This is a genomic window from Candidatus Pantoea carbekii, from assembly GCF_000971765.1.
Taxonomy (GTDB): domain Bacteria; phylum Pseudomonadota; class Gammaproteobacteria; order Enterobacterales; family Enterobacteriaceae; genus Pantoea_A; species Pantoea_A carbekii.
Map to the genome: position 1 here is coordinate 209,331 of NZ_CP010907.1, position 25,226 is coordinate 234,556.

At 29.8% G+C, this 25,226-nt stretch carries 15 protein-coding genes and 3 tRNA genes; 15 read left to right on the top strand and 3 right to left on the bottom strand.

The features are described from left to right. Positions 1–479 precede the first annotated feature (479 nt). Entirely contained in the window at positions 480–1,898 is a 1,419-nt protein-coding gene (gene gltX / locus BMSBPS_RS00735; protein WP_022564514.1) for a glutamate--tRNA ligase, read from the bottom strand. A gap of 223 nt (positions 1,899–2,121) precedes the next feature. On the opposite strand from gltX, the gene BMSBPS_RS00740 reads away from it, so the two are divergent. Continuing rightward, positions 2,122–2,194: transfer RNA gene (locus BMSBPS_RS00740), tRNA-Val, on the top strand. A gap of 682 nt (positions 2,195–2,876) precedes the next feature. Continuing rightward, the gene (locus BMSBPS_RS00745; protein WP_022564515.1) at positions 2,877–3,845 is read left to right on the top strand and encodes a bile acid:sodium symporter family protein; all 969 of its coding nucleotides are present in this window, start codon (positions 2,877–2,879) and stop codon (positions 3,843–3,845) included. A gap of 173 nt (positions 3,846–4,018) precedes the next feature. Here BMSBPS_RS00745 and ligA read toward each other — a convergent pair whose 3' ends face one another. Beyond that, positions 4,019–5,773 carry an NAD-dependent DNA ligase LigA gene (ligA, locus tag BMSBPS_RS00750; protein WP_046201208.1) on the bottom strand — a complete coding sequence of 585 codons (1,755 nt, stop codon included), beginning with the start codon at positions 5,771–5,773 and terminating at the stop codon, positions 4,019–4,021. A 1,221-nt stretch (positions 5,774–6,994) separates the two neighbouring features. Here ligA and BMSBPS_RS00755 point away from each other — a divergent pair. The 3 genes from BMSBPS_RS00755 to glk all read left to right on the top strand — a co-directional run bounded on the left by BMSBPS_RS00755 (position 6,995) and on the right by glk (position 10,376). Next, a tRNA-Ala gene (locus BMSBPS_RS00755) sits at positions 6,995–7,068 on the top strand. A gap of 522 nt (positions 7,069–7,590) precedes the next feature. Then, positions 7,591–8,835, top strand: a complete 1,245-nt coding sequence (locus BMSBPS_RS00760; RefSeq protein ID WP_022564517.1) for an Nramp family divalent metal transporter — start codon at positions 7,591–7,593, stop codon at positions 8,833–8,835. A 572-nt stretch (positions 8,836–9,407) separates the two neighbouring features. Beyond that, a complete protein-coding gene (glk, locus tag BMSBPS_RS00765) occupies positions 9,408–10,376 on the top strand; it encodes a glucokinase (protein WP_022564518.1) in 969 nt (322 codons plus the stop codon). Positions 10,377–11,302: 926 nt separating this feature from the next. On the opposite strand, the gene BMSBPS_RS00770 is transcribed toward glk, so the two are convergent. Continuing rightward, positions 11,303–11,374 (bottom strand) — tRNA-Arg (locus BMSBPS_RS00770). 945 nt (positions 11,375–12,319) lie between these two features. Between BMSBPS_RS00770 and BMSBPS_RS00775 the strand changes: the two genes are divergently transcribed. The 10 genes from BMSBPS_RS00775 (at position 12,320) to BMSBPS_RS00820 (ending at position 24,973) form a co-directional block, all read left to right on the top strand. Beyond that, a complete protein-coding gene (locus BMSBPS_RS00775) occupies positions 12,320–13,087 on the top strand; it encodes an MlaA family lipoprotein (protein WP_022564519.1) in 768 nt (255 codons plus the stop codon). 657 nt (positions 13,088–13,744) lie between these two features. Continuing rightward, positions 13,745–14,269, top strand: coding sequence for a phosphohistidine phosphatase SixA (gene sixA / locus BMSBPS_RS00780; RefSeq protein ID WP_022564520.1), 525 nt, complete (start codon positions 13,745–13,747; stop codon positions 14,267–14,269). A 140-nt stretch (positions 14,270–14,409) separates the two neighbouring features. After that, positions 14,410–15,342: a 50S ribosomal protein L3 N(5)-glutamine methyltransferase gene (prmB, locus tag BMSBPS_RS00785; protein WP_046201073.1), complete on the top strand. Its 933-nt coding sequence runs from the start codon at positions 14,410–14,412 to the stop codon at positions 15,340–15,342. A 47-nt stretch (positions 15,343–15,389) separates the two neighbouring features. After that, positions 15,390–16,496, top strand: coding sequence for a chorismate synthase (gene aroC, locus BMSBPS_RS00790; RefSeq protein ID WP_022564522.1), 1,107 nt, complete (start codon positions 15,390–15,392; stop codon positions 16,494–16,496). A gap of 513 nt (positions 16,497–17,009) precedes the next feature. Continuing rightward, positions 17,010–18,230 carry a beta-ketoacyl-ACP synthase I gene (gene fabB, locus BMSBPS_RS00795; protein WP_022564523.1) on the top strand — a complete coding sequence of 407 codons (1,221 nt, stop codon included), beginning with the start codon at positions 17,010–17,012 and terminating at the stop codon, positions 18,228–18,230. Between the two features lie 502 nt (positions 18,231–18,732). After that, positions 18,733–19,875, top strand: coding sequence for a DUF3410 domain-containing protein (locus BMSBPS_RS00800; RefSeq protein WP_022564524.1), 1,143 nt, complete (start codon positions 18,733–18,735; stop codon positions 19,873–19,875). Between the two features lie 233 nt (positions 19,876–20,108). After that, positions 20,109–20,918, top strand: coding sequence for a tRNA pseudouridine(38-40) synthase TruA (gene truA, locus BMSBPS_RS00805; RefSeq protein ID WP_022564525.1), 810 nt, complete (start codon positions 20,109–20,111; stop codon positions 20,916–20,918). Between the two features lie 465 nt (positions 20,919–21,383). Continuing rightward, positions 21,384–22,256, top strand: coding sequence for an acetyl-CoA carboxylase, carboxyltransferase subunit beta (gene accD / locus BMSBPS_RS00810; RefSeq protein WP_022564527.1), 873 nt, complete (start codon positions 21,384–21,386; stop codon positions 22,254–22,256). A gap of 109 nt (positions 22,257–22,365) precedes the next feature. Next, complete coding sequence (gene folC / locus BMSBPS_RS00815; protein WP_046201074.1) at positions 22,366–23,649, top strand: bifunctional tetrahydrofolate synthase/dihydrofolate synthase; 1,284 nt, start codon at positions 22,366–22,368, stop codon at positions 23,647–23,649. Between the two features lie 778 nt (positions 23,650–24,427). After that, entirely contained in the window at positions 24,428–24,973 is a 546-nt protein-coding gene (locus BMSBPS_RS00820; protein WP_071880128.1) for a CvpA family protein, read from the top strand. Positions 24,974–25,226: the final 253 nt, after the last annotated feature.

The window sequence follows — 25,226 nt, forward strand, 5'->3', positions numbered from 1 at the left end:
CTCTACAAACTGCTCTTAAGATTGAATCGTTGTATTTAAAAATTAATGCAACACATAAATTAATATTCAAAATTTTAATTAAAATAAAAAAGAAATTTATAACGGTGTACTCTGACAGAGTTTCAAAATTATCATTATTTTTTAATAATAATTATTCTCAAAAAGCCATTTTATTTATATGTTAAAAATATTAGTGATTATTTTTTAGATTAAATATTAATTAATCACAATTACAAGCAGATGCGTTTAATGAAAATTTTTTGACAAAAAAACGGTCCATTTTATACCATATTTATTTCGATTATCACGAATTCATTTATTGTATAAAATTTAAAGTTTATAGTAAAAATATCATTAGTATAATCTTGAGTTTCGTTCAGTCTAAGATATATTTTTATATATCCAAGTTAGATAAGCATGGATTATGTTAATGTTCGTAACTATACACACAATATAGTAGATAATGAAAAATCTTCTTTCTAATCTTTTTGCATAGATATAAACTGTAGTGCTTTCTTAATACGTGCTAAAGAGCGATGCTGTCCGATTAGTTCTAACACAGCATCTAATTCTGGAGAATAACTGGTGCCAGTTACAGCTACACGAAGTGGCATGCCTACTGTGCTAATTTTTACTTCAAGTTCTTTAACTACATTGTTAATAATAAAATGTATATTTTCTGCTTTCCATTTTTCAGTACTAAGCGCAGAAAATTTTTCATATAATACTTGTAGAGGTCTGTTTGCACAGGGACGCAGATATTTTTTTGCTGACTCAACATCAAAATTTTCAATTTCTTGATAAAAATATCGACAAGAATTAGCAATCTCCACTAAAGTTTTGGAGCGTTTTGCAATCAATGGCATCACTTGTTTTAATTTTGGACCATTACAAGTATTAATGCTCAATTTTTTCATATGCCACTGTAATTTTTTTACTATATAGTTTTCTGGCAATGTATTAATATAATATTGGTTAAGCCATCGTAATTTTTCAATATTAAAAACACTAGCTGATTTATTAACCTCTTCGATTCTAAACAATATTTTCATTTCCTTTATACTAAAAATCTCCTTATTGCCATGTGACCAACCTAATCTTACGAGATAGTTAAGTAGTGCTTCAGGAAGATATCCATCTATTCGGTATTGCATTATATTCATTGCATGGTGACGCTTAGAAAGCTTTTTACCGTCATGATCAAGAATCATTGAAACATGAGCATACATAGGAACTGTAGCACCTATTGCTTTGAAAATATTTATTTGACGCGGTGTATTATTAATATGATCTTCGCCACGGATAACATGTGTAATACCCATATCCCAATCATCTACTACAACACAAAAATTATAGGTTGGAACACCGTCAGAACGACGGATTATTAGGTCATCTAGTTCTTTATTATCAAATTTAATTGGACCACGAATTTGATCATTAAAAATAATCAACCCTTCTTGAGGATTACGAAAACGCACTACGTAAGATTCAGCGTAAGAGTTAGAATGTTGATTTTGATTTCGACAATTACCATCATAACGCGGTTTTTCACCTTTTGCTATCTGATTTTCACGTAATTGTTTTAAACGTTCTTTAGAACAATAACATTTATAAGCAGTACCCATTTTCAGCATATCGTCAATAACTACATTGTAACGCTCAAAGCGTTTAGTTTGATAGTATGGACCTTCATCCCAATTGAGATTTAACCAGCGCATACTATCTATGATAGCCTCAATAGCTTCTGGCGTTGATCGTTCTATATCAGTATCTTCTATACGAAAAATAAATTTTCCATTGTTATGCCGCGCATAAAGCCAGGAGTATAGTGCAGTACGAACGGATCCTATATGTAAATAACCAGTTGGACTGGGGGCAAAACGAGTTATAATCTTCATTGCACAGAACCTTAATACAGATATTTAAGTTATAAGTTACGTAGATAACAAAAAATAGATAGGCTAAGGTAACAAATAAGTGTTTAATAATTATTTTTTAAAGAATGATCAATTAGTGTAATTATAGAAAAATTATATAAAAATTACTTAAATGAATTAGTTATTTTTTAAAACGCTTGACTCCTTAAACAAAAATCTGTAATATGATTCAATATAAGCGATGGGGTGATTAGCTCAGTTGGCAGAGCATCTTCCTTACAAGGAGAGGGTCGGCGGTTCGAATCCGTCATTACCCATTCTTTTAAAGACATAATATAGATAACATTTATACTTTGTTGCTTGTATGAACATTTTCCATCTATGTTACTAACATCAAGATATTTATAATTATATTTTACTAGCAATCTAATAATAGATTTAATTTAGTGTAATTGTTTTTTTGCGTATTACATACTATTAATCTTTAAATAGAATAACACTTTCATGTATTAATTGAATATTAATTTCATTTTTAATGTGTAACATGAATGAAATAATTATAATCAGTATATTAAGATTTTTTCTTTCAAAAGAATTTTATACAACATTTTTAAATGTATCCACGTGTAGAATTTATCTGCAGCCATATCGGCTTAATATATTAATTTTTTTGGAATGTCTAATTTTGTAATGAATTTACTAAAATTTTACTAACTTTTATTAAATTAAATAATTAATATCTTACTATTATATTAAATATAGTTAATTAAATTTCACTCTACAATCTAGTTTGTGATTTTATGACTGCATTATTATATATTATTTATATAATTACTATGTAATTAAAATACATCTCTATTATTTAGATTACTGCATGTCAATTATAGCAATTAATGATTCATGAATAATGTTCATCAACTGATGTAATAAGTTAATTTTATTTTTAAATCTAATTAACATACAATTTATTATATTATTTTGATTGATAGGATCGTAATAATGCGGTTTTTAAAAGTTGATCCGATGATGGTTAAACTTATCATCACTGTGTTTGTTGCCACTATTCTTCCTGCAAAGGGTAAATTTATCACTTTTTTCAATTGTTTCAGTGTGTTAGCAATCGCGCTATTATTCTTTATGCATGGGGCGAGGTTATCTCGTGAAAATATTATGGCTGGAAGCAAAAAATGGCGATTACATTTATGGATTACTTGCAGTACTTTTATAATTTTTCCTTTTTTTGGTCTGCTGCTGAATTGGTGGCATCCAATTGACATAAAAAATAGTATTTATGTTGGTTTTACTTATCTCTGCATTTTACCAGCTACAGTACAATCTTCTATTGCTTTAACCTCTATTGCTGGTGGTAATGTAGCTACTGCAATATGTAGTGCTTCGGCTTCGAGTTTACTGGGTGTTTTTGTTTCGCCTTTACTAGTTAAATTATTAATAAATATAGAGTATGATACATATAGTAGTAATCTAGAACATATTGGGAAAATTATATTACAGTTATTAGTACCGTTTTTATTAGGTCAGTTATCGCGTCGATGGACTAAAATATGGATCAAAAAACATGTGAACATAGTCAGTGTAATTGACCAAAGCTCAATCGTGTTAGTAGTTTATTTGTCTTTTAGTGAATCTGTATTAAACGGTATCTGGTATAACATAGATATGGTTAGTTTACTTTGGATTCTAATAATAAACTTGTTTTTACTTTTTATTATGATGATAATTAATTTTGCTGCCTCACGTTTATTTGGACTAAGTCGCACTGATGAAATTGTAGTATTATTTTGCGGTTCAAAAAAAAGTTTAGCCAATGGTGTGCCTATGGCTAATCTTTTGTTTCCACATAGTTCAGTGGGAATTATTTTGTTACCATTAATGATATTTCATCAATTGCAGCTAATGGTCTGTTCATTAATTGCCCAACGGTATAAAACTTATAATTCGTCAATATAATAGATAAATTAACAATATTTAATCAATAATATATATACTAAATTAGTATTAAATACAGTTAGTTAATAAAAAACTAAAACAATTTAAGTTGATTTTCAACTCAATGAATGCATTTGTATTAAAAAATTAGCAATAAACAAAGTTTATAAAAAGATTTTAAAAAATAATAGTATTTACCAATGGATACCAAGATTTTTAATGAGATCATGAATAATAACAAGATTGCTTTCTTCGTGCATAAAATGATGTATGTGTCTTGCTACAATCTCACCAATATCTTGTACAGAGACTAATGTTTTAAAATCAGCATGTATGATCGATTCTATATCACCAAAATAATTGGCTAAGTTAAAAGCTGTCACTTTTCCTACTGTATGGATTCCCAGCGCATATATAAAACGCGTTAATGTAGTGTATTTTGATTTTTCTATAGCATTCAATATATTTTGTGCTGATCTAGGTCCTATACGATCTAATACATTCAGTGTATCTAAAGTTAAACGAAACAGATCAGCTGGTGTTTTAACATGCTTTGTATCTACTAACTGCTCAATAATTTTATCACCTATACCCTGTATATTCATAGCAGAACGTGATACAAAATGCTTTAATGCTTTTTTGCACTGTGCACTACACACTAACCCACCTGTACAACGTGTTACCGATTCTCCTTGTACTCTTTTAACACTGGATCCACACACTGGACAGCATATTGGAAAGATGATTTCACGTGTGCCTTTAGAAGATTCAGATTCTATAACTTGAACGATTTGGGGAATTACTTCACCCACTCGACGAATAACTACTTTATCACCAATTCGTAGCTTGAGACGAGTAATTTCATCAAAATTATGTAGGGTTGCATTTGCAATAATGACACCAGACACCTGGATCGGTTCAAGACGTGCAACAGGTGTGATAGCACCAGTTCGTCCAACCTGAAAATCAACATTATGTACAACAGTGATTCGTTCTTGTGCAGGAAATTTAAACGCTATCGCCCATTTTGGTGCTCGTGATAATACACCAAGAACTTGCTGAAAGTTTATGGAATCTACTTTGAATACTACGCCATCAATATCAAATCCTAGTTTAAATCGATCTTTTGCCACTTGATGATAAAAATTTAATGCTTCATTAACATTACGCGCAAGACCAATACGACTGCTCACTGGTAATCCCCATGCCTTAATTTGCTTTAATCGCTCAAAATGACTAGATGACATTGTTCCGCCTCCTTCTATTAAGCCAACATTATAGCTCAAAAAGGTAAGAGGACGTTTCGCAGTAATATATGGATCAAGCTGACGTAATGCACCAGCTGCTGCATTACGCGGATTTGAAAAAACTTTATTTCCAGTGCGTTTAGCTTCCTGATTCATTTTTTTAAAACCGGTTTCAGTCATAAAAACTTCACCTCGTATTTCAAGTTTTACCGGAATATTATCACCTTGTAAGCGTAGCGGAATAGCACAAATTGTTCGTGCATTAGCTGTAATATTTTCACCAATTTTACCATCACCTCGCGTTGCTGCACGTACTAATAAACCATTTTCGTAAAGCAAACTAACAGCTAGACCGTCTAATTTAAGTTCACAGCAGTAAGTAATATTATTATTTCTCAATCGATTTTGTATACGTCTATTAAATATTATGAAACCATCTTCATCAAAAGTATTATTAAGAGACAACATAGGTATTGTATGGAATACGGGTTCAAAAGCGTTAAGTGGTTTTCCTCCTACTCGCTGTGTCGGTGAATCAGGTAGAATTAAATCAGGATATATTGTTTCTAGATTACGTAATTGCATTATTAATCGATCATATTCTTCATCAGGAATTTCAGACGTATTCATTACATAATAAAGATATTCATGATGACGTAACGTAGTACATAGCGAGATCATTTGCTGCTGAATCAATTTCATAATACCTCATCAAATAAAAAATTCACCTAACGGTTAAGAATTTTAAAAAATTTTAATATGATTTTAGTTATGTACTAACAAATTTAATCATTAAAAATGATATCTATTGATATTTACAGTGTAATATAAAAAATGCCAACTAAACTATCATTAATTAGATAAATTTATTTAATGAATAAAATGATAAATCAAATTTTTAATTGTTTAAGATTTAAATAGTTATTCTCTAAAAACATGGAATATTATTCTGAATATAAATTCATTGTTATGATAGACGAGAATACTAATTTACAATATCAAAAATTAATAAATATATATTTACATAATTGTTTTATAGAATGATATTACGATAATACTTATTATTATCGTATATTATCGTAATATCATCTTTTTATTTTTTTAGTAATTACGTTATTAATTTTGTATACATTTAAATTATAATTCAGGATTAATTAATACATAATTAAAATTCACAATGTGTGATATAAAATATATATAATATAATATTTAATTAAGTATTAAAAAATTTTGCTTAGTTACTTAATTGCTTGATATTAAATCATGCAATATTTATAATTTTAATAAAATTCAAATTCATCAAAATTAATATAATTGAACCATGTATCTCTATTGCATTTATACATACATGTTTGTAGATATTTTAAATCACTTTTTAAATTTTATATAAAATAATGTATGATGTTTATACTGAATATCGTAAGTATGTATTAAGATGAAATGCTTATAGTAAAATATTATATTTCAAACATAACTGTGATTAAAATCATTTCATGCGTGAATTTATAATTATATTTTATCATAACTTTTGTTCAATCATGGAATCATTACATCTTTAAATAATAAAGTTAAATTAAATTAAATTAGTTTTTAATAAAAATATTAAAATGTAGCAAGATTGTAAATCTTGCATGATTGATTAGTGTATTGAATTAAAAATTACATGTTAATAATGTAAAGAAACATATAAATTTTTTGATTTAAAATGACGAAAAGATATATGTTAGTAAATATAGAGTAATCATTTAATTGAAATAAAATTTAAATAATTTTAAGTGATTTTTTTTAAGTTAAACATGAAAATTTTTTCAAAATATCGCAAATCAAGATAAATTTTAACTTGACACTGTTTATGGATAAATTACATTATTATAGTCTGTTGTGTTAAAGATTAAAATAATTATTGTTTTTAAGTGAAGTATAGGGGCTATAGCTCAGTTTGGTAGAGCGTTTGCATGGCATGCAAAAGGTCAGCGGTTCGATCCCGCTTAGTTCCATATTTTTATAATTTTTCAAAATTAGTTGATCTAAAGGAATTTTATTCTATATTAATCTTTAATGCTTTTTTTGAATTTAAACAACAATTGAATGTTTTTACAAATTGCACATCATTTAGTCATACTGTAATACCGAGATATAATGTCCAGCCAACTATATACTATTATAGTTGGCTAAAATAATACAAGCGCATTAAATATTAAGACAAGGAAATGTATTAGATATAAATTTATTAGGTATGAAAATTAAATCTTGTAAATCTTAAAAGAGAATTTATATTTATTTGTTTAATAAAGAATTTCAATTCTATGGACCTTACTTTTTCAACAAAGTATTTAAAAGTTTTTTAAAAAAGATTGCTTATTTCTCGCAAAAATGTTTTTGTATATACGTTAAAGTATAGCAAGTACCATATTTCATGGTTCAATCTATTCAATAGCTGTTTTACTTATTTTCAAATAAGTAGCCCTTCAATCTTTATGAGTTATCGTTAATGAACATTAAGATATAAGGTCAAAACTATGTCAGACAGTCGCACAGCTGAGCGCGATGCTCATAACGCTAAAAAAAAGATCAAGCTTTCTTTATTAGGACCAGCATTTATAGCAGCCATTGGTTATATCGATCCAGGTAATTTTGCTACTAATATTCAGGTAGGTGCTGCATATGGGTACAAATTGCTTTGGGTGGTAGTATGGTCTAATATTATGGCAGTTTTGATTCAGTTAATGTCAGCAAAATTAGGTATAGCAACTGGCAAAAATCTTGCTGAACATATTCGTGATCGTTTTCCTCGTCCGTCAGTATGGTTTTATTGGATTCAAGCAGAAATTGTTGCCATGGTTACAGATCTTGCTGAATTCATTGGTGCATCGATAGGATTTAAGTTATTATTAGGTATTTCGCTTTTCCAAGGTGCTGTATTAACAGGAATAATTACTTTTTTAATTTTAATGTTACAAAATCACGGACAAAAACCATTAGAGTTAGTAATTGGTGGTCTGTTGTTATTTGTTGCTGCTGCATACATCGTTGAGTTATTTTTTTCTAAACCAAATGCTGGCCAACTAGCTGTAGGAATGGCATTACCATCATTACCAAATTTTGATGCTGTTTTTTTTGCAGCGGGTGTGCTTGGTGCAACGATTATGCCCCATGTTATTTATTTACATTCGGCACTCATGCAGGATGATGGTGGGTGTAACAAACAACAACGTTATTCAACTACTAAACTTGATGTTGCGATTGCAATGAGCATAGCGGGTTTTGTAAATTTGGCAATGATGGCAATGGCTGCTGCGGCATTTTATTATACAGGGCACGTGAATATCATTGACTTAGATCAAGCCTATCTTACACTGCAACCGCTATTGAGTCATGCCGCAGCAACAGTTTTTGGTTTAAGTTTAATTGCAGCAGGTTTATCTTCGACTGTTGTTGGTACATTAGCAGGGCAAGTAGTAATGCAGGGATTCGTCCGATTTTATATCCCGGTATGGATGCGTCGTGCTATTACTATGTTGCCATCTTTCGTGATTATTTGGATGGGTTGTGATCCTACAAATATTTTAATAATCAGTCAGGTTTTACTATGTTTTGGTATTGCACTAGCACTTATCCCTTTACTATCATTCACTGGAAATCGAGAATTAATGGGAGATGAGCTAGTCAACTCTAGAGCCATGCAAAATGCAGGTCGTATGATTGTAGGTTTAGTCATTTTACTGAACTTTTACTTATTAGGACGTGGAATTTTCAGTTCGTAATTTTTCACATTTATTTAAAATAATAAATAAATGACATTTGAAATTCAGATAATAGTAAAAATTATGAATTTTCATAGTTAATCAAGGATGTTAAAGATATTGGTTATAAGAATTTAAAAACGATAGATAAAATCTATTAGGAGATGATACTAAAATAATATCAATTAAACAAATAAAATAGCATGAAAATGCTATTTTATTTCCGAGAGAATGCTGAAATTTCAAACATGATTTATGAAATATTGATCAATGTTTTTAATTTGTTAAAAAAAATCAACTTACATTTTTTAAGTCAAACATGCTCATTTAGAAGTATAATTAATAATATAAATCATTTTAAAATAGTGCTATTTAATCAAAAAATTATAACACTTTGCTATATCAAACTATTCAATCAATGCTTATTTTACTATAATGTTTATATATAAGTAATATTTTAATTATTCGTCAATTTTTACCTATCGTGGAAGGTCAATGCTAAATGACACGTATCATTTACGATTATTGCTCACTAAGCTATTTTCGCTAATATTCAACTATATTTATAAATTTAAAATAGGAGCAGTCAAAGAATGACAAAATACGCCTTAGTTGGCGATGTAGGTGGTAGTAATGTTCGTCTAGCATTATGTGAAATAGAAACTGGTATTATTACTCAAACGAAAATATTTTCTACATTACAATATGATACTTTAGAAAAAGTTATTCGCTGTTATTTGCATCAACAACAAAAAGATATTCAAGATGGTTGTATTGCTATTGCGTGCCCAATTAAAAATGATTGGGTAGAAATGACTAACCATAATTGGGCTTTCTCCATACATCAGATGAAAGATAATCTAGGTTTTTCACATCTTGAAATCATTAATGATTTTACAGCGGTATCAATGGCTATTCCAATGTTATCTAAAAAGGATGTTACTCAATTTGGTGGAAAAGTACCAATGCAAGGCAAACCAATTGCAATTTACGGTGCAGGAACGGGATTAGGGGTCAGCTATTTAGTACAAGTGGATAGACGCTGGATTAGCTTACCAGGTGAAGGTGGCCATGTGGATTTTGCGCCTAATAGTAAAGAAGAAACTGATATTCTTGAAATATTACGAAGTGAATTGGGACACGTTTCAGCCGAACGTATTCTTTCTGGTTCTGGCTTAGTGAACTTATATCGTGCTATAGTAAAATCTCAGGGTCGTAATCCAAAAATTCTTAAACCGAAAGATGTCACAAAATATGCTCTTAATTCGAGCTGTATAGATTGTCATAAAGCTTTAATGCTTTTCTGTATTATTATGGGTCGTTTTGGAGGAAACTTAGCACTCAATCTCGGTACTTTTGGCGGCGTATATATTGCAGGTGGTATTGTGCCACGCTTTATTGATTTTTTTAAATCATCCGGTTTTCGTACTGCCTTTGAAGATAAAGGTCGTTTTCGAAATTATTTAGTAGACATTCCAGTATACATGATAATGCATAGCAACCCAGGTTTATTAGGAGCTGGAACACATTTACGTCAAAAGCTCGGTCATATATTATTATAGTTTTAACATTAAATAGCAATTTTTTTATGTTGTAATATCGGGTTTAATATTGTGTGAAATGTTAATAATATATGGATACGCAATGTTCTTGGTATTTAAAAAAATTTTAATATTGAGAACGCATATTTTTAGACATTATACTCTTTAGAAAAAAGTATTATATTTCGATATTAGTAAAAAAAATAAAAAAGCTATTCATATTAAGTAAATCAATATAGTAGATCAATATGTAAAAAAATAAGATATGTTTAATTGTATTGAATTCTTATTAACTATTTCACAATAAAAGTAAATTTACAAATGGCCTAAAATATATGATTAATTAATTTAACTTGAAAACAGAAAAGAATTTTTTAGTAATTTTAAAAAAACTATAATTGTCATTTCGATAGAATAAAATGCATATGATATTCTCTTACAATTCAATGAAATATGTTCATATTTTTTATTAGCTAAAAGCTCAATAACAAAAAAATTTATTAAAAAAATCTTTATTTATCATGAGAAATACTACTCTATAGATGTATGTTATTAAAAATGATTTGTATATTAAATTGAATTAAAAATTCATTATGTTAAATAATACACATATTATATTTTAGCAATTTTTTAACTGTTTTCTAAAGCAACATTATTAACTTATTTGACATAAAAGAATAAATTTTATGAAAATATGTTTAAACATTTATAAAATTAATGTCCTAATTTTTATTATTTATGTAATTGATATGTCTAGTATTAGAAGAATTAATTCTAATTATTAAGTTAATTTGAATTAAATTAATATATATCAACCTAATTAACTTTATTTAAAAATAAATTTTTTCGTGCTTAAGTAGCATATATGATATATATATATAACCAATATATAATGATAAATATAAATTACAGTATTTTTTATCAGTTCATAAATAAAATATACTTTTTATCCCCTGCAGGACTCGAACCTGCAATAAGCCCTTAGGAGAGGCTTGTTATATCCATTTAACTAAGGGGATCTTAATCACTGATAATATCGTTATATGCTATAAGTGGAAAATATACTTAATTATTTATTGTAAATTTAATATAATGTATCAAACTTAGAGTTACATAAATAGCAGATTGAATTTATAATCATTTATACAATAAAATTACCAATTTAATTTAACATTTAATCAACTTTTTTTATTTAGCAATTATGTATATTTTCGTTGCATTTTTTTGTATCTCGATGACTTATAATAATAAAGTAAATTAAAATTTTTAGCAACTTAGGTTTTTCTAATACGTATTTTATCGATTATTTATATTTCGCTATGTTTAAAAGATAATTACGCATAGTCATTTTGATTTTTGTCAAATTATACCTACGATATTAAATTAATAAATATGGTGCTAATGGTATTCTATAACAACATAACATATCAATTGATCATATGTTTCATATAGTAAAGTATTTTCATTGTAAAATCTTTTTTAGGTCGTCTTAAATATCTAATTTTATCTTTTTTAAAGAGATATTTACATTGATATGATTTATTAATCAATCTTAATAAATCATATCAATAATATTATTATTCTATAATAAGTGATTATCAATAATACTTGTAATTTAAATAGTGTTAGATAGTAAAATTCTACTTTAGTTCAAAATCCTAATATAATAGAGTAACATCATGAATATTTTCATATTATATAGGCAAGACAACAATAAAATTGTTAACATTTCAATCAATTTATGACAATACTTCTATTTTAATATTATGAGTATGCATTTTCTATTTAATTCAGTATAGGTTATAATATAAATCCATTGCGAGGAATATTAGCTCTGAATTCGATATTGATGTTAGTTCAAATTCAATTCTATTTTTAAAAAATTAACTATTAATATGTTATTGATACTAAATAATTATAATTATCGCAAAATACATTTTTATACTTCATAATTTGGAGATAAAGTGAAGAATTATTTGACTGGTTTAGTACTGGCTAGTATTGTGTTAACGGGTTGCGCTAATTCACAATCAGATAATACTAATCTTGTTATGTTAAAACGTAGCGATCCATTTGAATATTTGAATCGTATAATTTTTAAATTTAATCATAATACATTAGATCATTATGTTATCCGTCCTATGGCAGTAAGCTGGCGTGATAACATTTCGTTACCTGCACGTACTGGACTCAGTAATTTTCTTAGTAATCTAGATGAGCCAGCAAGCATGATTAATGCTCTGTTAATTGGGAAGCCGCGTCGTGCTATGATCAGTTTTACAAGATTTTTTCTTAATTCTACTATAGGTTTAGGTGGATGGATCGATGTAGCAGGTAAAACTAATTCAATGCTAGTGCGCGAAGAACCGAATCGATTTGGCGGTACGCTAGGCAAATACAATATCAGTTACGGTTCTTATATAGAATTACCTATTTATGGGAGTTTTACTATGCGAGAAGATGGCGGTAGCATAATTGATATGCTCTATCCGGCTCTAAGTTGGCTCACATGGCCAATGTCCATTATAAAATGGACATTGGAAGGCTTAGAAATGCGTGTGCAATTGCTGGATTCCGATGCTATTTTAAATCAGCAAAAAGATCCTTATAGTTTCTGGCGTAATGCATATTTTCAACGATACGATTTTATTGCTAATGGTGGCAAGTTAAAGTCGGCAAACAATTGCAATGTTATAGCCATACAAGAAGATATAAAGAGCATTGATTCATGATAGATAAACATCACTATAATCGCTTAGTTTAGAATCCATAAAAACACACTATTATACATATTTAATTTAATATAGCTTATTTAATAGTCTTAAACGTAATAACATTCAACTGTATAAGCGCTGACTTAAAAGTTAAATATTTTAAATGTTAAATTTAATTGATAGTATAATTTTAAAATTTGACCGATGATTAAGATCTAATAGATAGAATTTTTTTGATTTTAACATTAAAATAAAATCATATTCTATATATACTTATAATAACATAATATTTAATAAATATTAATGCTACAGTATGAAATCTAATGTCATATATAGTAATATTAGATTGACTTTTGATGACTATATTAGTTTGTGTCATTTATATATGTCAGCTTAATATTCGAATCATTTTAATGATTCAGTTCATCAAAATAATATTTAAATTTTGTATTAAACAATCAGCATATTTTATTCAATTTTGCATTTAATTATTTTCTAGTATGTGAATTGAATTGATAAATATGAAATATATTGATTTAGTGAAGATTTAATTTTTTAAATTACTTTAAGTACTTTAAACAACCTTTTAAATTCAATAACAGGTTGACCATAGTCTAATCAAGGGAGTAGTATCGTATACCTGTACCTGTTCGCAGAAACCACAATGGTGCTTTAATGCAAGTTTTTATCATGCGACATAGTGATGCTGTACTAGAAGCAGAAAGTGATTTAATGCGTCCTCTTACATTACGTGGGTGTATTGAATCGCGCCAAATAGGAATTTGGCTTAACCACCAATCGGTTGGTATAGAACAGGTATTGCTTAGTCCATATTTGCGTGCTGAACAAACATTTAAAATAATACGTGAGACACTTTACTTGCCAAAAAAACAAATTGTATTGCAAGAACTTACCCCAAGTGGTGATCCAAAAACTGTCGTTAAATATTTATACACTCTATCTAAAAAAGGGGTTCAATCAGTATTGATTATTTCGCATCTTCCTCTAGTAGGTTATTTAGTATCTGTCCTTTGTCCTAAGGAAGCTCCTTTGATGTTTGTTACTTCTGCAATAGCTTGTGTTGATTTGAATATTCACACCCATCTAGGTATCTTAAAGTGGCAAGTTAGTCCTTCAAAACACGGACAAAGACAAGTAATTTTTTCTGGGCTTAAATATATTCATAATCCTACTTTCTAAATACAGAGTAAAATAGTTAATGCCTTTTTAATTACTTATTCTAAATTCTAACATGTAGTTTTTAATTTATTTTAATAAAAATTAAAAATTTTATAAATAGTTACTTAACCAGTTAATCTTATATGTTACGGAGTCATCATTTGGACAAGATTTTTGTCGATGAAGCAGTAAATGATCTTCACACTATTCAAGACATGTTACGCTGGGCCGTCAGTCGTTTTTCTGCAGCAGATATTTGGTATGGCCATGGAACAGACAACCCTTGGGATGAAGCATTTCAACTCGTTCTTCCTACACTCTGGTTATCCCCTGTTATTCCTAAAGATATGCACTATACACGTTTAACTACCAGCGAACGGCTTCGTGTAGTTGAACAAGTGATTCGTCGTGTTAACGAACGTATCCCCACAGCTTATCTTACTAATACAGCTTGGTTTTGCGGATATGAATTTTATGTTGATAAACGAGTACTAATTCCACGTTCGTTAATTGGTGAGTTAATTTACAAGCGTTTTAGTGGGTTACTTAAAACAAAACCCAAACATATCTTGGATATGTGTACTGGTAGTGGTTGTATCGCGATTGCTTGTGCATATGCTTTTCCAGAAACTGAAATCGATGCAGTAGACATTTCTACTGATGCACTAGCAGTCGCAGAACATAACATTGAAAAACATGCTTTAATTAATCAAGTCATACCTATTCGTTCTGATCTTTTTCGTGGTCTTCCTCAGATAAAATATGATTTGATAGTTACAAATCCACCCTATGTTGATATAAAAGATATGAGTGATTTACCAACTGAATATCACCATGAACCAGAATTAGGATTAGCTGCAGGGAGCGATGGTCTCAAATTAGTACGTCGTATTTTATCTCGTGCATCAGATTATCTTAGCGAGCAAGGTGTACTAATTTGCGAAGTAGGTAATAGTATGATACATATGATTACACAATATCCCGACGTACCTTTTAGTTGGCTAAAACTTGATAACGATGGTGAAGGTGTATTTATGTTAGCACGTGAAGAAATTATTGCAGCACAGCATCACTTTTTCTTTTATAAAGATTAATAACCAGGATTTATTTGTAAATTATATTCTATATTTAAGGGATTAAAATGGCCGGGAACAGCATTGGACAGTCATTTCGCGTAACTACGTTTGGCGAATCACATGGCATAGCACTAGGTTGCATAATTGATGGTGTACCACCTGGTCTGCCTATCACTGATACTGACATTCAGCATGATCTTAATCGTCGTCGTCCTGGTACTTCAAGTTATACAACTCAACGTCGTGAACAAGATGAGGTAAAGATATTATCTGGTGTATTTGAAGGTGTGACCACCGGTACTCCTATTGGTCTTTTAATTGAAAACAAGGATCAGCGATCACAGGATTATAGTGCTATTAAAGATCTATTTCGACCCGGTCACGCGGACTATACGTATGAACAAAAGTATGGAGGCTTACGTGATTATCGTGGTGGCGGTCGTTCTTCGGCTCGAGAAACAGCTATGCGTGTGGCAGCCGGTGCAATTGCAAAAAAATACTTAAAAATGCAATATGATATTCAAATTCGTGGTTATTTGGCACAGATGGGTAGCATAGTTTGTGATTTTAAAAATTGGAATATTGTAGACAGTAATCCTTTTTTTTGCGCTGATGCATCCAAGTTAACTGAGTTAGACTCTTTAATTCGATTACTAAAAAAAGAAGGTGATTCTATCGGTGCTAAATTGACTATTTTAGCAGAGAAAGTACCTGCCGGGTTAGGTGAGCCAGTATTCGATCGTTTAGATGCCGATCTAGCGCATGCATTTATGAGTATTAATGCTGTAAAAGGTATAGAAATTGGTGATGGTTTTAAAGTTATTAAGCAACGTGGAAGTCAACATCGCGATGAAATTAGAACTAATGGTTTTCAAAGTAATCATGCTGGTGGTATTTTAGGTGGTATCAGCAGCGGTCAAATTATTAGTGCTAATTTAGCAATGAAGCCAACATCAAGTATTACTATTCCAGGGAAAACTATTACACGATTTGGTAACGAAATAGATATCACGATAAAAGGCCGTCATGATCCATGTGTTGGTATTCGAGCAGTACCGATTGCAGAAGCAATGATGGCGATTGTATTAATGGATCACTTGTTACGTTATCGTGCTCAATGTAGTGCTGTGAACAATCTTGTAATATGTAAGCAACCAGCATTTACAAGTTAAATTACAGATTACTAGATGTGTAGTCTATAAATTTCAAAAAATAAATTGCTTCATTATTCATATTAACTGATAAAACATGCTATGCAATATGTAATTTATGTATAGTAACTTTTATTAAAAACATCTGTTTAAACTGATCAAAATGATCATATCATATAGTTAAACAATTCAGTATATACTTAAAAGTATCTCTTAAAGATGTAATATATTAATTAGATAAAATAGATTAGTAAATTTTAGTTATTTCATCTTAATATTAAGATGAAAATTGTATTTAATAACAAAGAATTTGTCTAAATTTTTTGAAAAAGATCATTTAACTATTTATTAATGCAAAAACATATTTATATTTTTTAGCAAAGAAATTTGAAACTATATTGATAATTAGAAATTGTTTTTTTTAATATTGTTATACTATAATTTAAGTTTTAAAAAGTGCTAATACGACATGTCTGACTTACAGCTGTAATTTACAATTCCGCTAAATTTCAGATTGGAACGAGGAGTTTTTGAATGAAACGTGCAGTGATTACTGGCTTAGGTATTATTTCCAGTATTGGAAATAACCAACAGCAAGTGCTGTATTCTCTGCGTCACGGTCGTTCTGGAATTACTTTTTCTGAAGAAATGAAAACAGCAGGTATGCGTAGTCATGTTTGGGGTAATATAAAATTAGATACTCAAGGAATGATTGATCGTAAAATCGTTCGTTTTATGAGTGATGCCTCAATTTATGCATATCTATCGATGCTGGAAGCAATTAAAGATTCAGCTCTCAGCAGTAAAGATTATCAGAATAACCCTCGCGTTGGTGTAATCGCGGGTTCTGGAGGAGGATCTCCTCGTTACCAAGTATTTGGTGCTGATGCAATGCGAGGCTCACGTGGTCTAAAAGGTGTTGGACCTTATGTGGTAACAAAAGCAATGGCATCGGGCATTTCGGCATGTTTGGCTACGCCTTTTAAAATTTACGGTGTCAGTTATTCTATTAGCTCAGCTTGTGCTACTTCCGCGCACTGTATTGGTAACGCTGTTGAACAAATTCAAATGGGTAAACAAGATATTATATTTGCAGGAGGCGGTGAAGAACTAAGTTGGGAACTAGCATGTGAATTTGACGCAATGGGTGCATTATCAACTAAATACAATTTGATACCTCATAAAGCCTCTCGTCCTTATGATGTTAGTCGTGACGGTTTTGTGATTTCAGGCGGTGCGGGTATAATTGTAATTGAAGAATTAGAACATGCATTATCTCGTGATGCATATATTTACGCAGAAATAGTAGGTTTTGCAGCGACGTCTGATGGTAAAGATATGGTAGTACCTTCAGGTGACGGTGCAGCACGTTGCATGAGGATGGCAATACAGAATATTGACATTCCTATTGATTATATTAATTCTCATGCAACTTCTACTTTAATTGGAGATTTAAAAGAACTGTCTGCAATTCGCGAAGTATTTAATAAAAAAATACCGTATATCTCGGCAACTAAAGCTATGACAGGCCATTCACTTGGAGCGGCTGGCGTTCAAGAAATAATATATAGCTTATTGATGCTTAAGTATAATTTCATTGCAGCAAGCATTAATATAGAGACATTAGATGAATCTGCCAAAGAAATGAACATTCTTACGCATCCTATTGAAAAAAAAATATACAGTGTTATGTCCAATAGTTTCGGTTTTGGCGGTACTAATGCCACATTAGTAATAAATAAATATTATAAATAAGAATAAAATAGTTATTTTAGATATTTAAATACAGTATTTATTTTTTTTAACTCTAAACATATTAGATAATTAAGCGCATTGTTTGTATACTAATTTTAGTATTAAAATGTATAATTTTACCTTAGTTTACATTAAACCTATTAGGTTTTTTGAATATTCATTTTTTTAGATACACAATCTTCATCATTTTTTGTAAATTCCCCATTAGGCATAACATAGCTATTCTCAATCACTATGTATAAAAATTTTTATAATTAAGTTTTTTTAAATAATTAACGCATATGATTATATATCAGTATATTTGAGTGTATATTAGTGTATCTGTTTTTAAGATATCAGATAAGTTCACTGGAGATAATTTATGTTTATGATACTTTGTATCATAAAATTTAAATTTGTTTAATTTTTTTCAATATAGAAATCGATAATGTAATAGTATTATAGTAATATATTGTAATATTTATCTGTTTTAAAATTATTTAAAATCAAAAGAGCTAACACAGTGAAAATTCTTATTGATGAGAATATACCTTATGCTCCTGAGCTTTTTAGTCTGACTGGTGAAGTGGTAGTTATACCAGGGCGTTTATTATCTAGAGGTATATTAAAAGATGCTGATGCATTAATAGTACGCTCTACTACTAGAGTAACTGCCTCACTTTTAACTGAAACTCAAGTGAAATTTCTTGGTACTACTACTTCAGGTATCGATCATGTTGATACTGTTGCTTTAGCAGATATGGGCATTAAATTTTCTTCTGCCCCTGGTTGTAATGCTACTGCAGTAGTTGAATATATTTTTTCAGCACTGCTAACATTAGCAGAACGTGATAATTTTAAATTATGCGACCGAACTGTAGGTATTGTGGGTGTAGGAAACATTGGAAGTTGTCTATATAAACGTCTTAAATTTTTAGGCGTAAAAACAATATTATGTGATCCCTTACGTGCCAATCGTGGTGATAAAGAAAATTTCTATTCATTGGATCAATTAATAGCACAAGTAGATATTTTAACTTGTCACGTACCTTTATTTACAAAGGGACCTTATAAAAGTTGGCACTTAGCTGATGTTTCATTGCTAATGGGACTGAAACCTTACACTATTATTATTAATACTTGTCGCGGTTCTGTAATAGACAATGCTGCATTATTACAAGTGTTAAGTATACGTAAAGATATTAGCGTAGTGTTGGATGTATGGGAATTTGAGCCTAATTTATGTCGCGATTTATTAAAAAAAGTAGATCTTGCCACTCCGCATATAGCTGGTCATACACTAGAAGGAAAAGCACGTGGAACAGTACAAGTTTTTGACTCTTGGTGTAAATTTATTGGTCAATCTATTCACGTAACATTAGAAAATCTACTACCTATACCGCAATTTAATTCTATTACATTACATGGTGAATTTGATCAAATTATACTCAAACGATTAGTTCATTTAGTGTACGATATAAGAAGAGATGATGCATGGCTGCGTAAACTAAGTAAAAAATCTGATGGATTTAATTATATCCGTCAGCGTTATTATAATCGCCGTGAATGGTCTTCATTGCAAGTTATTTGTGATGATGATGATGTTGCCCTTACATTAAAAACACTGGGTTTTTGTGCGCGTTCACAACATTCTTCATTATCTTAAGTAGTCTAATCAAAAAAAATGATATTTGATATTATGATGCTTGTTAAAAGATCCATATTTTACTGAATTAAATAAAGATTTCTTTATTTATAATTAATATATGAGATTTAGAGCTATGAAAAACACTAATTTTAAAAATTTAAGAGATAGTTAAAATTAATATAAGCAAAAAAATTCTAATGTAGAGAAACATTAATAGACATAGAATTGAGACAGGAGTACATTTATTATTAATGCTATGTGAAAAAAGACAAGTATTTAAAATAGCATTAGGCGTTGAGTATAATGGCAGCGGTTATTATGGTTGGCAATCTCAGCAAAAATTATGCAGCGTACAAGAAAAGTTAGAAAACGCACTTGCGAAAATAGCTAATCATAGCATTCGTATATTTTGTGCAGGACGTACAGATGTTGGAGTACATAGTACTGGTCAGGTAGTACATTTTTTAACTACATCAAATCGTCTTGATAGTGCATGGACAGTAGGTGTAAATGCTAATCTACCTGCTGATATAGCAATACGCTGGGTAAAAAGGGTACCATTTGACTTCCATGCGCGCTTTAGTGCCATTGCACGATATTATCGCTATGCAATTTATAATAAAAGATTGCGTTCAGCTATTATGAATAAAACTTTAACACATTTTTCTCGTCCATTAGATATAGCAAAAATGCTACGTTCTGGAAGATGCTTAATTGGAGAAAAGGATTTTACTTCGTTTCGTTCCACTCAATGCCAATCACGTACACCATTTCGTAATATAATGTATTTTAATGTTTTTCGTCGAGGTCCATATGTGATTATTGATATTAAAGCTAATGCGTTTTTACGACATATGGTGCGTAATATTGTTGGCAGTTTAATGCAAATTGGATGTGGTCGTCATCCGGAAGATTGGCTGGAAACTCTACTAGCTGCTAAGGATCGTAAAGTTGCTGCAGCTACTGCAAAACCTGAAGGATTATATCTTATAGGAGTAGAGTACCCATCTCACTTTGCATTGCCTACGTATGTAACGCAACCATTGTTTTTTATAAATTAAAGTCTTTGTAAAATTTTAAGAAGTCTAAATTATTTTAATATGATAATGAATTCCCATTAATTACATAGAATACTAAGTTAAATAATTCGTTATATTCATACCAAGTTTAATTATCTATCAATTATTATAACTAAGTAATTTTATTGTTTAAAATAAAAAATTATTCAAAAATATTACCATGATGTATGAATGCGTTTTATGCCAAAATGGTGTATTTACTTTTAAATAATATTTAAAAAGTATTCGATACAATTCGTGTCCATTCATAATAGAAGATAGGATTTTATATTTTTTTCAATAATTGTATTATTAAACATTTTAGAAAATCCTTACTTTACTAGATTTAGTAATAGTCTAAAATAAATTACTATTCATACCAATTATGAATTGAGTTTTAAAATAGATTAGAAAAATTTATTGAATAATAATAAAATATTTAAATTAGTTACTTTTAGAAGGCCATTAATGAGTTGGATTGAACGTATACTCAGTAAAAGTAATGTTACTCCTACGCGTAAAGCTAATATACCAGAAGGGGTTTGGACTAAATGTAACAACTGTAGTCACGTGCTATATCGTGCTGAATTGGAACGTAATCTTGAAGTGTGTCCAAAGTGTGATCACCACATGCAAATACAAGCACGAAAGCGTTTACAAAATTTTTTAGATAATTTTCCAATTGTTGAATTAGGAAGTGAATTAGAACCAAAGGATTTATTAAAATTTCGTGATACTAAAAAATATAAAGAACGTTTGACAATAGCACAGAAAAAAAGTAATGAAAAAGAAGCATTGATTGTTTTAAAAGGTCAGCTTTACGGTATACCTGTAGTAGCTGCTGCATTTGAATTTTCTTTCATGGGCGGTTCTATGGGTTCTATCGTCGGTAAACGTTTTGTACAGGCTGTTGAGAAGGCATTGGAAGATCAATGTCCTTTAATATGTTTTTCTGCTAGCGGCGGTGCTCGTATGCAAGAAGCTTTAATATCGCTAATGCAAATGGCTAAAACTAGCGCTTCATTAGCAAATATGCAAAAATGTAGTTTACCATATATTTCTGTATTAACTAACCCGACTATGGGTGGTGTATCTGCCAGTTTAGCAATGTTAGGTGATATTAATATCGCAGAACCTAACGCTCTGATTGGACTGGCTGGTCCTCGTGTCATTGAACAAACTGTGAGAGAAAAATTGCCTCCAGGCTTTCAACGCAGTGAATTCCTAATCGAGAAAGGTGCAATTGATATGATTATTCGTCGTCCAGAAATGCGTATGAGGTTATCAAAATTACTTGCAAAAATGATGAATCTACCGAATCCAACACAAAATAGTGATTAGTTATTAATTTGATTTCAAATCAATTAATACAAACATTTAACTTATTAAATTACATTTAAATAAATACCAATGTATTTATATCTAATAATATAAGCCAACAAATAAAAATATGGGAAATTTTTATTCTCCTAATGCGAGCTGGTCTTTAGCTAACTGGCTTGATTATATTGAACATTTACATTTTAAAACCATTGATTTAAGTCTCGATCGTGTTCAATTAGTAGCAGAAAAACTGAATTTGTTAAGACCTGCTCCATATGTATTTATTGTTTCTGGAACCAATGGTAAAGGAACTACGTGTCGTGCATTAGAAATTTTTCTACTTGCAGCTGGCTATCGTGTAGGTGTTTACAGTTCGCCGCATTTAGTACGTTATACGGAACGCGTACGTATCCAAGGGATAGAATTAGATGAAACACTACATATTGCTAGTCTAACAACTATTGAAAATAATCGAAATAACATTTCGCTAAGCTATTTCGAATTTAGCACATTATCGGCACTAAATTTATTCTGTAAATCAAATCTTGAAGTAGTGATCATGGAAGTAGGATTAGGTGGACGTCTTGATGCTACTAATATTGTTGACGCCGATATAGCGCTAATTACAAGTATTGGATTAGATCACACCGAATATTTAGGGGCTGATCGTCAAAGTATTGGTCGTGAAAAAGCCGGTATTTTCCGTGCTAATAAGCCCGCTATTGTCGGAGAAGTTGATATGCCTATTAGTGTTGCTGAAATAGCAGCAGAAAAAAGTGCTATATTATTACAGCGTAATCGTGATTGGAATTGCGAGCAGGAAGATGATAGTACCTGGGTACTTCGAGATTTATATGGTGAAATATCTGGCTTATCATTAACTCAAATACCACTATCAAATGCTGCTACTGCATTAGTTGCATTACGTGAATCGCGTTTAAACGTAAGTGAAGAAATTATTCGTCATTACCTACCATTGATAAAATTGCCAGGCCGTTTCCAAAATATCAAACAGTTCCCGCGTGTTATTCTAGATGTAGCACACAATCCACAAGCGGCTAATTATTTGGCTTCACGTTTAGTACCTGAAATAAACAGCGGAAAGGTACATGCAGTTGTAGGTATTCTGCGTGATAAAGATATCTTCGGTGTATTGTCTCCTCTAATAAAAAAGGTAGATTATTGGTACTGTGCAACACTAGAAGGTCCACGCGGTACTTTAGCTAAAGAGCTCCTAATGTCCTTGAAGTTAATGCACCAAACAAATAATACTAAAATTTTTAATAACGTTAAAGAAGCTTGGGAAATGGCACGTTTTCAATCTCATCCTCAGGACATTATTCTAGTTTTTGGTTCATTTCAGACAGTAGCACAGGTATTACAATTTATGGAAGCTGAAAATTATTTGTGATACATTAAGTTAACAGTAAGTTAGTAAGGTTTAAAACAGATTAGTTGGTGCAATGTATTTATTGTAATTATTAGTGTTGTATTTATCAGCTTATTAAAATAATAAAATTATATGAAGAAATATTATAATAATTCTATATATGAGAATATTAAAGGAATAATAAAACAGCAAAAACGTATTCTACGTGCATATGTAAAATTTCTAAAATATGCATGAAAATCAAAATTTTTAAAATGTCAAAATCAGTGCATGCTTTCTACTAATGATATATATGAATTATTTATACGAGTATTAAATTAAGTGTTTTAAAACTATTTCTGATACATTAGTCAATATAATTTAGTACTCTGAAATAATTAAGAAAGTAAATTATTTAATAATACTATATTGTTATCTCAAAAAACCGAAAAATAGAATTCAGCAAAATACAATTGAGTTAGAAGTGTTTAAAAATGTTTTGAGAACTATTCAAACAGCATAAAAACTATATTGTTATAGATTATTCCCAATTTTTACTGCATCATTAAATTCTATATAAGGAAAAATTAAGTGTATTTATATGAGATCTATTTTTCAGAAACAAAGCTGAAGCTTTGTTTCATCAATTAAATAGTTTGTCTAATGTGAATGGTGTTTTACGCATCAGAACATATTAAAAAATATTTCAATATATATTTAATTACCTAACATTAATATTAGAATTTCAATCAAATTTTCCATTATTTGAAATAAAAAATTGACCTACAAACTTTACCCTTATTAAATAGAGAAAAAATTCATGACTTGGATTGATTATGTAATTATTTTAGTAATTAGTTTATCAATTTTTATCAATCTAATACGTGGGTTTATACGTGGAATGTTGTCGTTAGTTATTTGTGCCAGTGCCTTTTTTTTCGCTAGCCATTACTATTCCTCCTGTGCTATCTGGTTCTCATATTTTAGAAATGAAGTGATTCGTAATAGTATTGCCATAGCTTTTTTATTTTTTTCAACTTTAATGATTGGTTCTATAATAAATTATTTAATGATATTTTTTATTGAAAAAACTGGTTTATCAGAAGTGGATAAAATATTAGGGGGAGTTTTTGGAGCTTTATGCGGGATATTATTTGTTTCTTTTGCCCTCTTTTTACTTGAAAAATTTACTAGCTTTCCTAAAAACCAAGACTGGCGACATTCCCAACTTATTCCACAGTTTAGTTACATTATTAGATGGATATTAAATTATCTTTATACGTGGCATGTTTATCCTGAATCCACTTTCGGAGAAATCGCTACTAATAAAGGAATCATTAAATATATAATACATTATTGTATATAATTTATATTATTACATTAAATCAGCGCCATCTGCAGCGCTTTAATAGAATGACAACACCATGGAAAAGATAGTAGCAGTATTTATACAATTAATCTTATTAATAATTTTCATTTACGTAAGTCTAATAGTTAGATAAAAAATATTTTAAATAATTCTATATAAAATAGATCAAAATAATATCAGTGTAAGTAAGTTTCTTATTGAATTACAAGTAATTATAGGCATGAAAGGCATAAATTTTATGCAAATTATG

Bases quoted from the DNA above. Each gene is read 5' to 3' on its own strand.
- BMSBPS_RS00745 (WP_022564515.1), top strand. From the start codon at position 2,877: ATGCGGTTTTTAAAAGTTGATCCGATGATGGTTAAACTTATCATCACT.
- gltX (WP_022564514.1), bottom strand. From the start codon at position 1,898: ATGAAGATTATAACTCGTTTTGCCCCCAGTCCAACTGGTTATTTACAT.
- truA (WP_022564525.1), top strand. From the start codon at position 20,109: ATGCTATGTGAAAAAAGACAAGTATTTAAAATAGCATTAGGCGTTGAG.
- folC (WP_046201074.1), top strand. From the start codon at position 22,366: ATGGGAAATTTTTATTCTCCTAATGCGAGCTGGTCTTTAGCTAACTGG.
- ligA (WP_046201208.1), bottom strand. From the start codon at position 5,773: ATGAAATTGATTCAGCAGCAAATGATCTCGCTATGTACTACGTTACGT.
- accD (WP_022564527.1), top strand. From the start codon at position 21,384: ATGAGTTGGATTGAACGTATACTCAGTAAAAGTAATGTTACTCCTACG.
- BMSBPS_RS00760 (WP_022564517.1), top strand. From the start codon at position 7,591: ATGTCAGACAGTCGCACAGCTGAGCGCGATGCTCATAACGCTAAAAAA.
- sixA (WP_022564520.1), top strand. From the start codon at position 13,745: ATGCAAGTTTTTATCATGCGACATAGTGATGCTGTACTAGAAGCAGAA.
- fabB (WP_022564523.1), top strand. From the start codon at position 17,010: ATGAAACGTGCAGTGATTACTGGCTTAGGTATTATTTCCAGTATTGGA.
- aroC (WP_022564522.1), top strand. From the start codon at position 15,390: ATGGCCGGGAACAGCATTGGACAGTCATTTCGCGTAACTACGTTTGGC.
- BMSBPS_RS00820 (WP_071880128.1), top strand. From the start codon at position 24,428: ATGACTTGGATTGATTATGTAATTATTTTAGTAATTAGTTTATCAATT.
- glk (WP_022564518.1), top strand. From the start codon at position 9,408: ATGACAAAATACGCCTTAGTTGGCGATGTAGGTGGTAGTAATGTTCGT.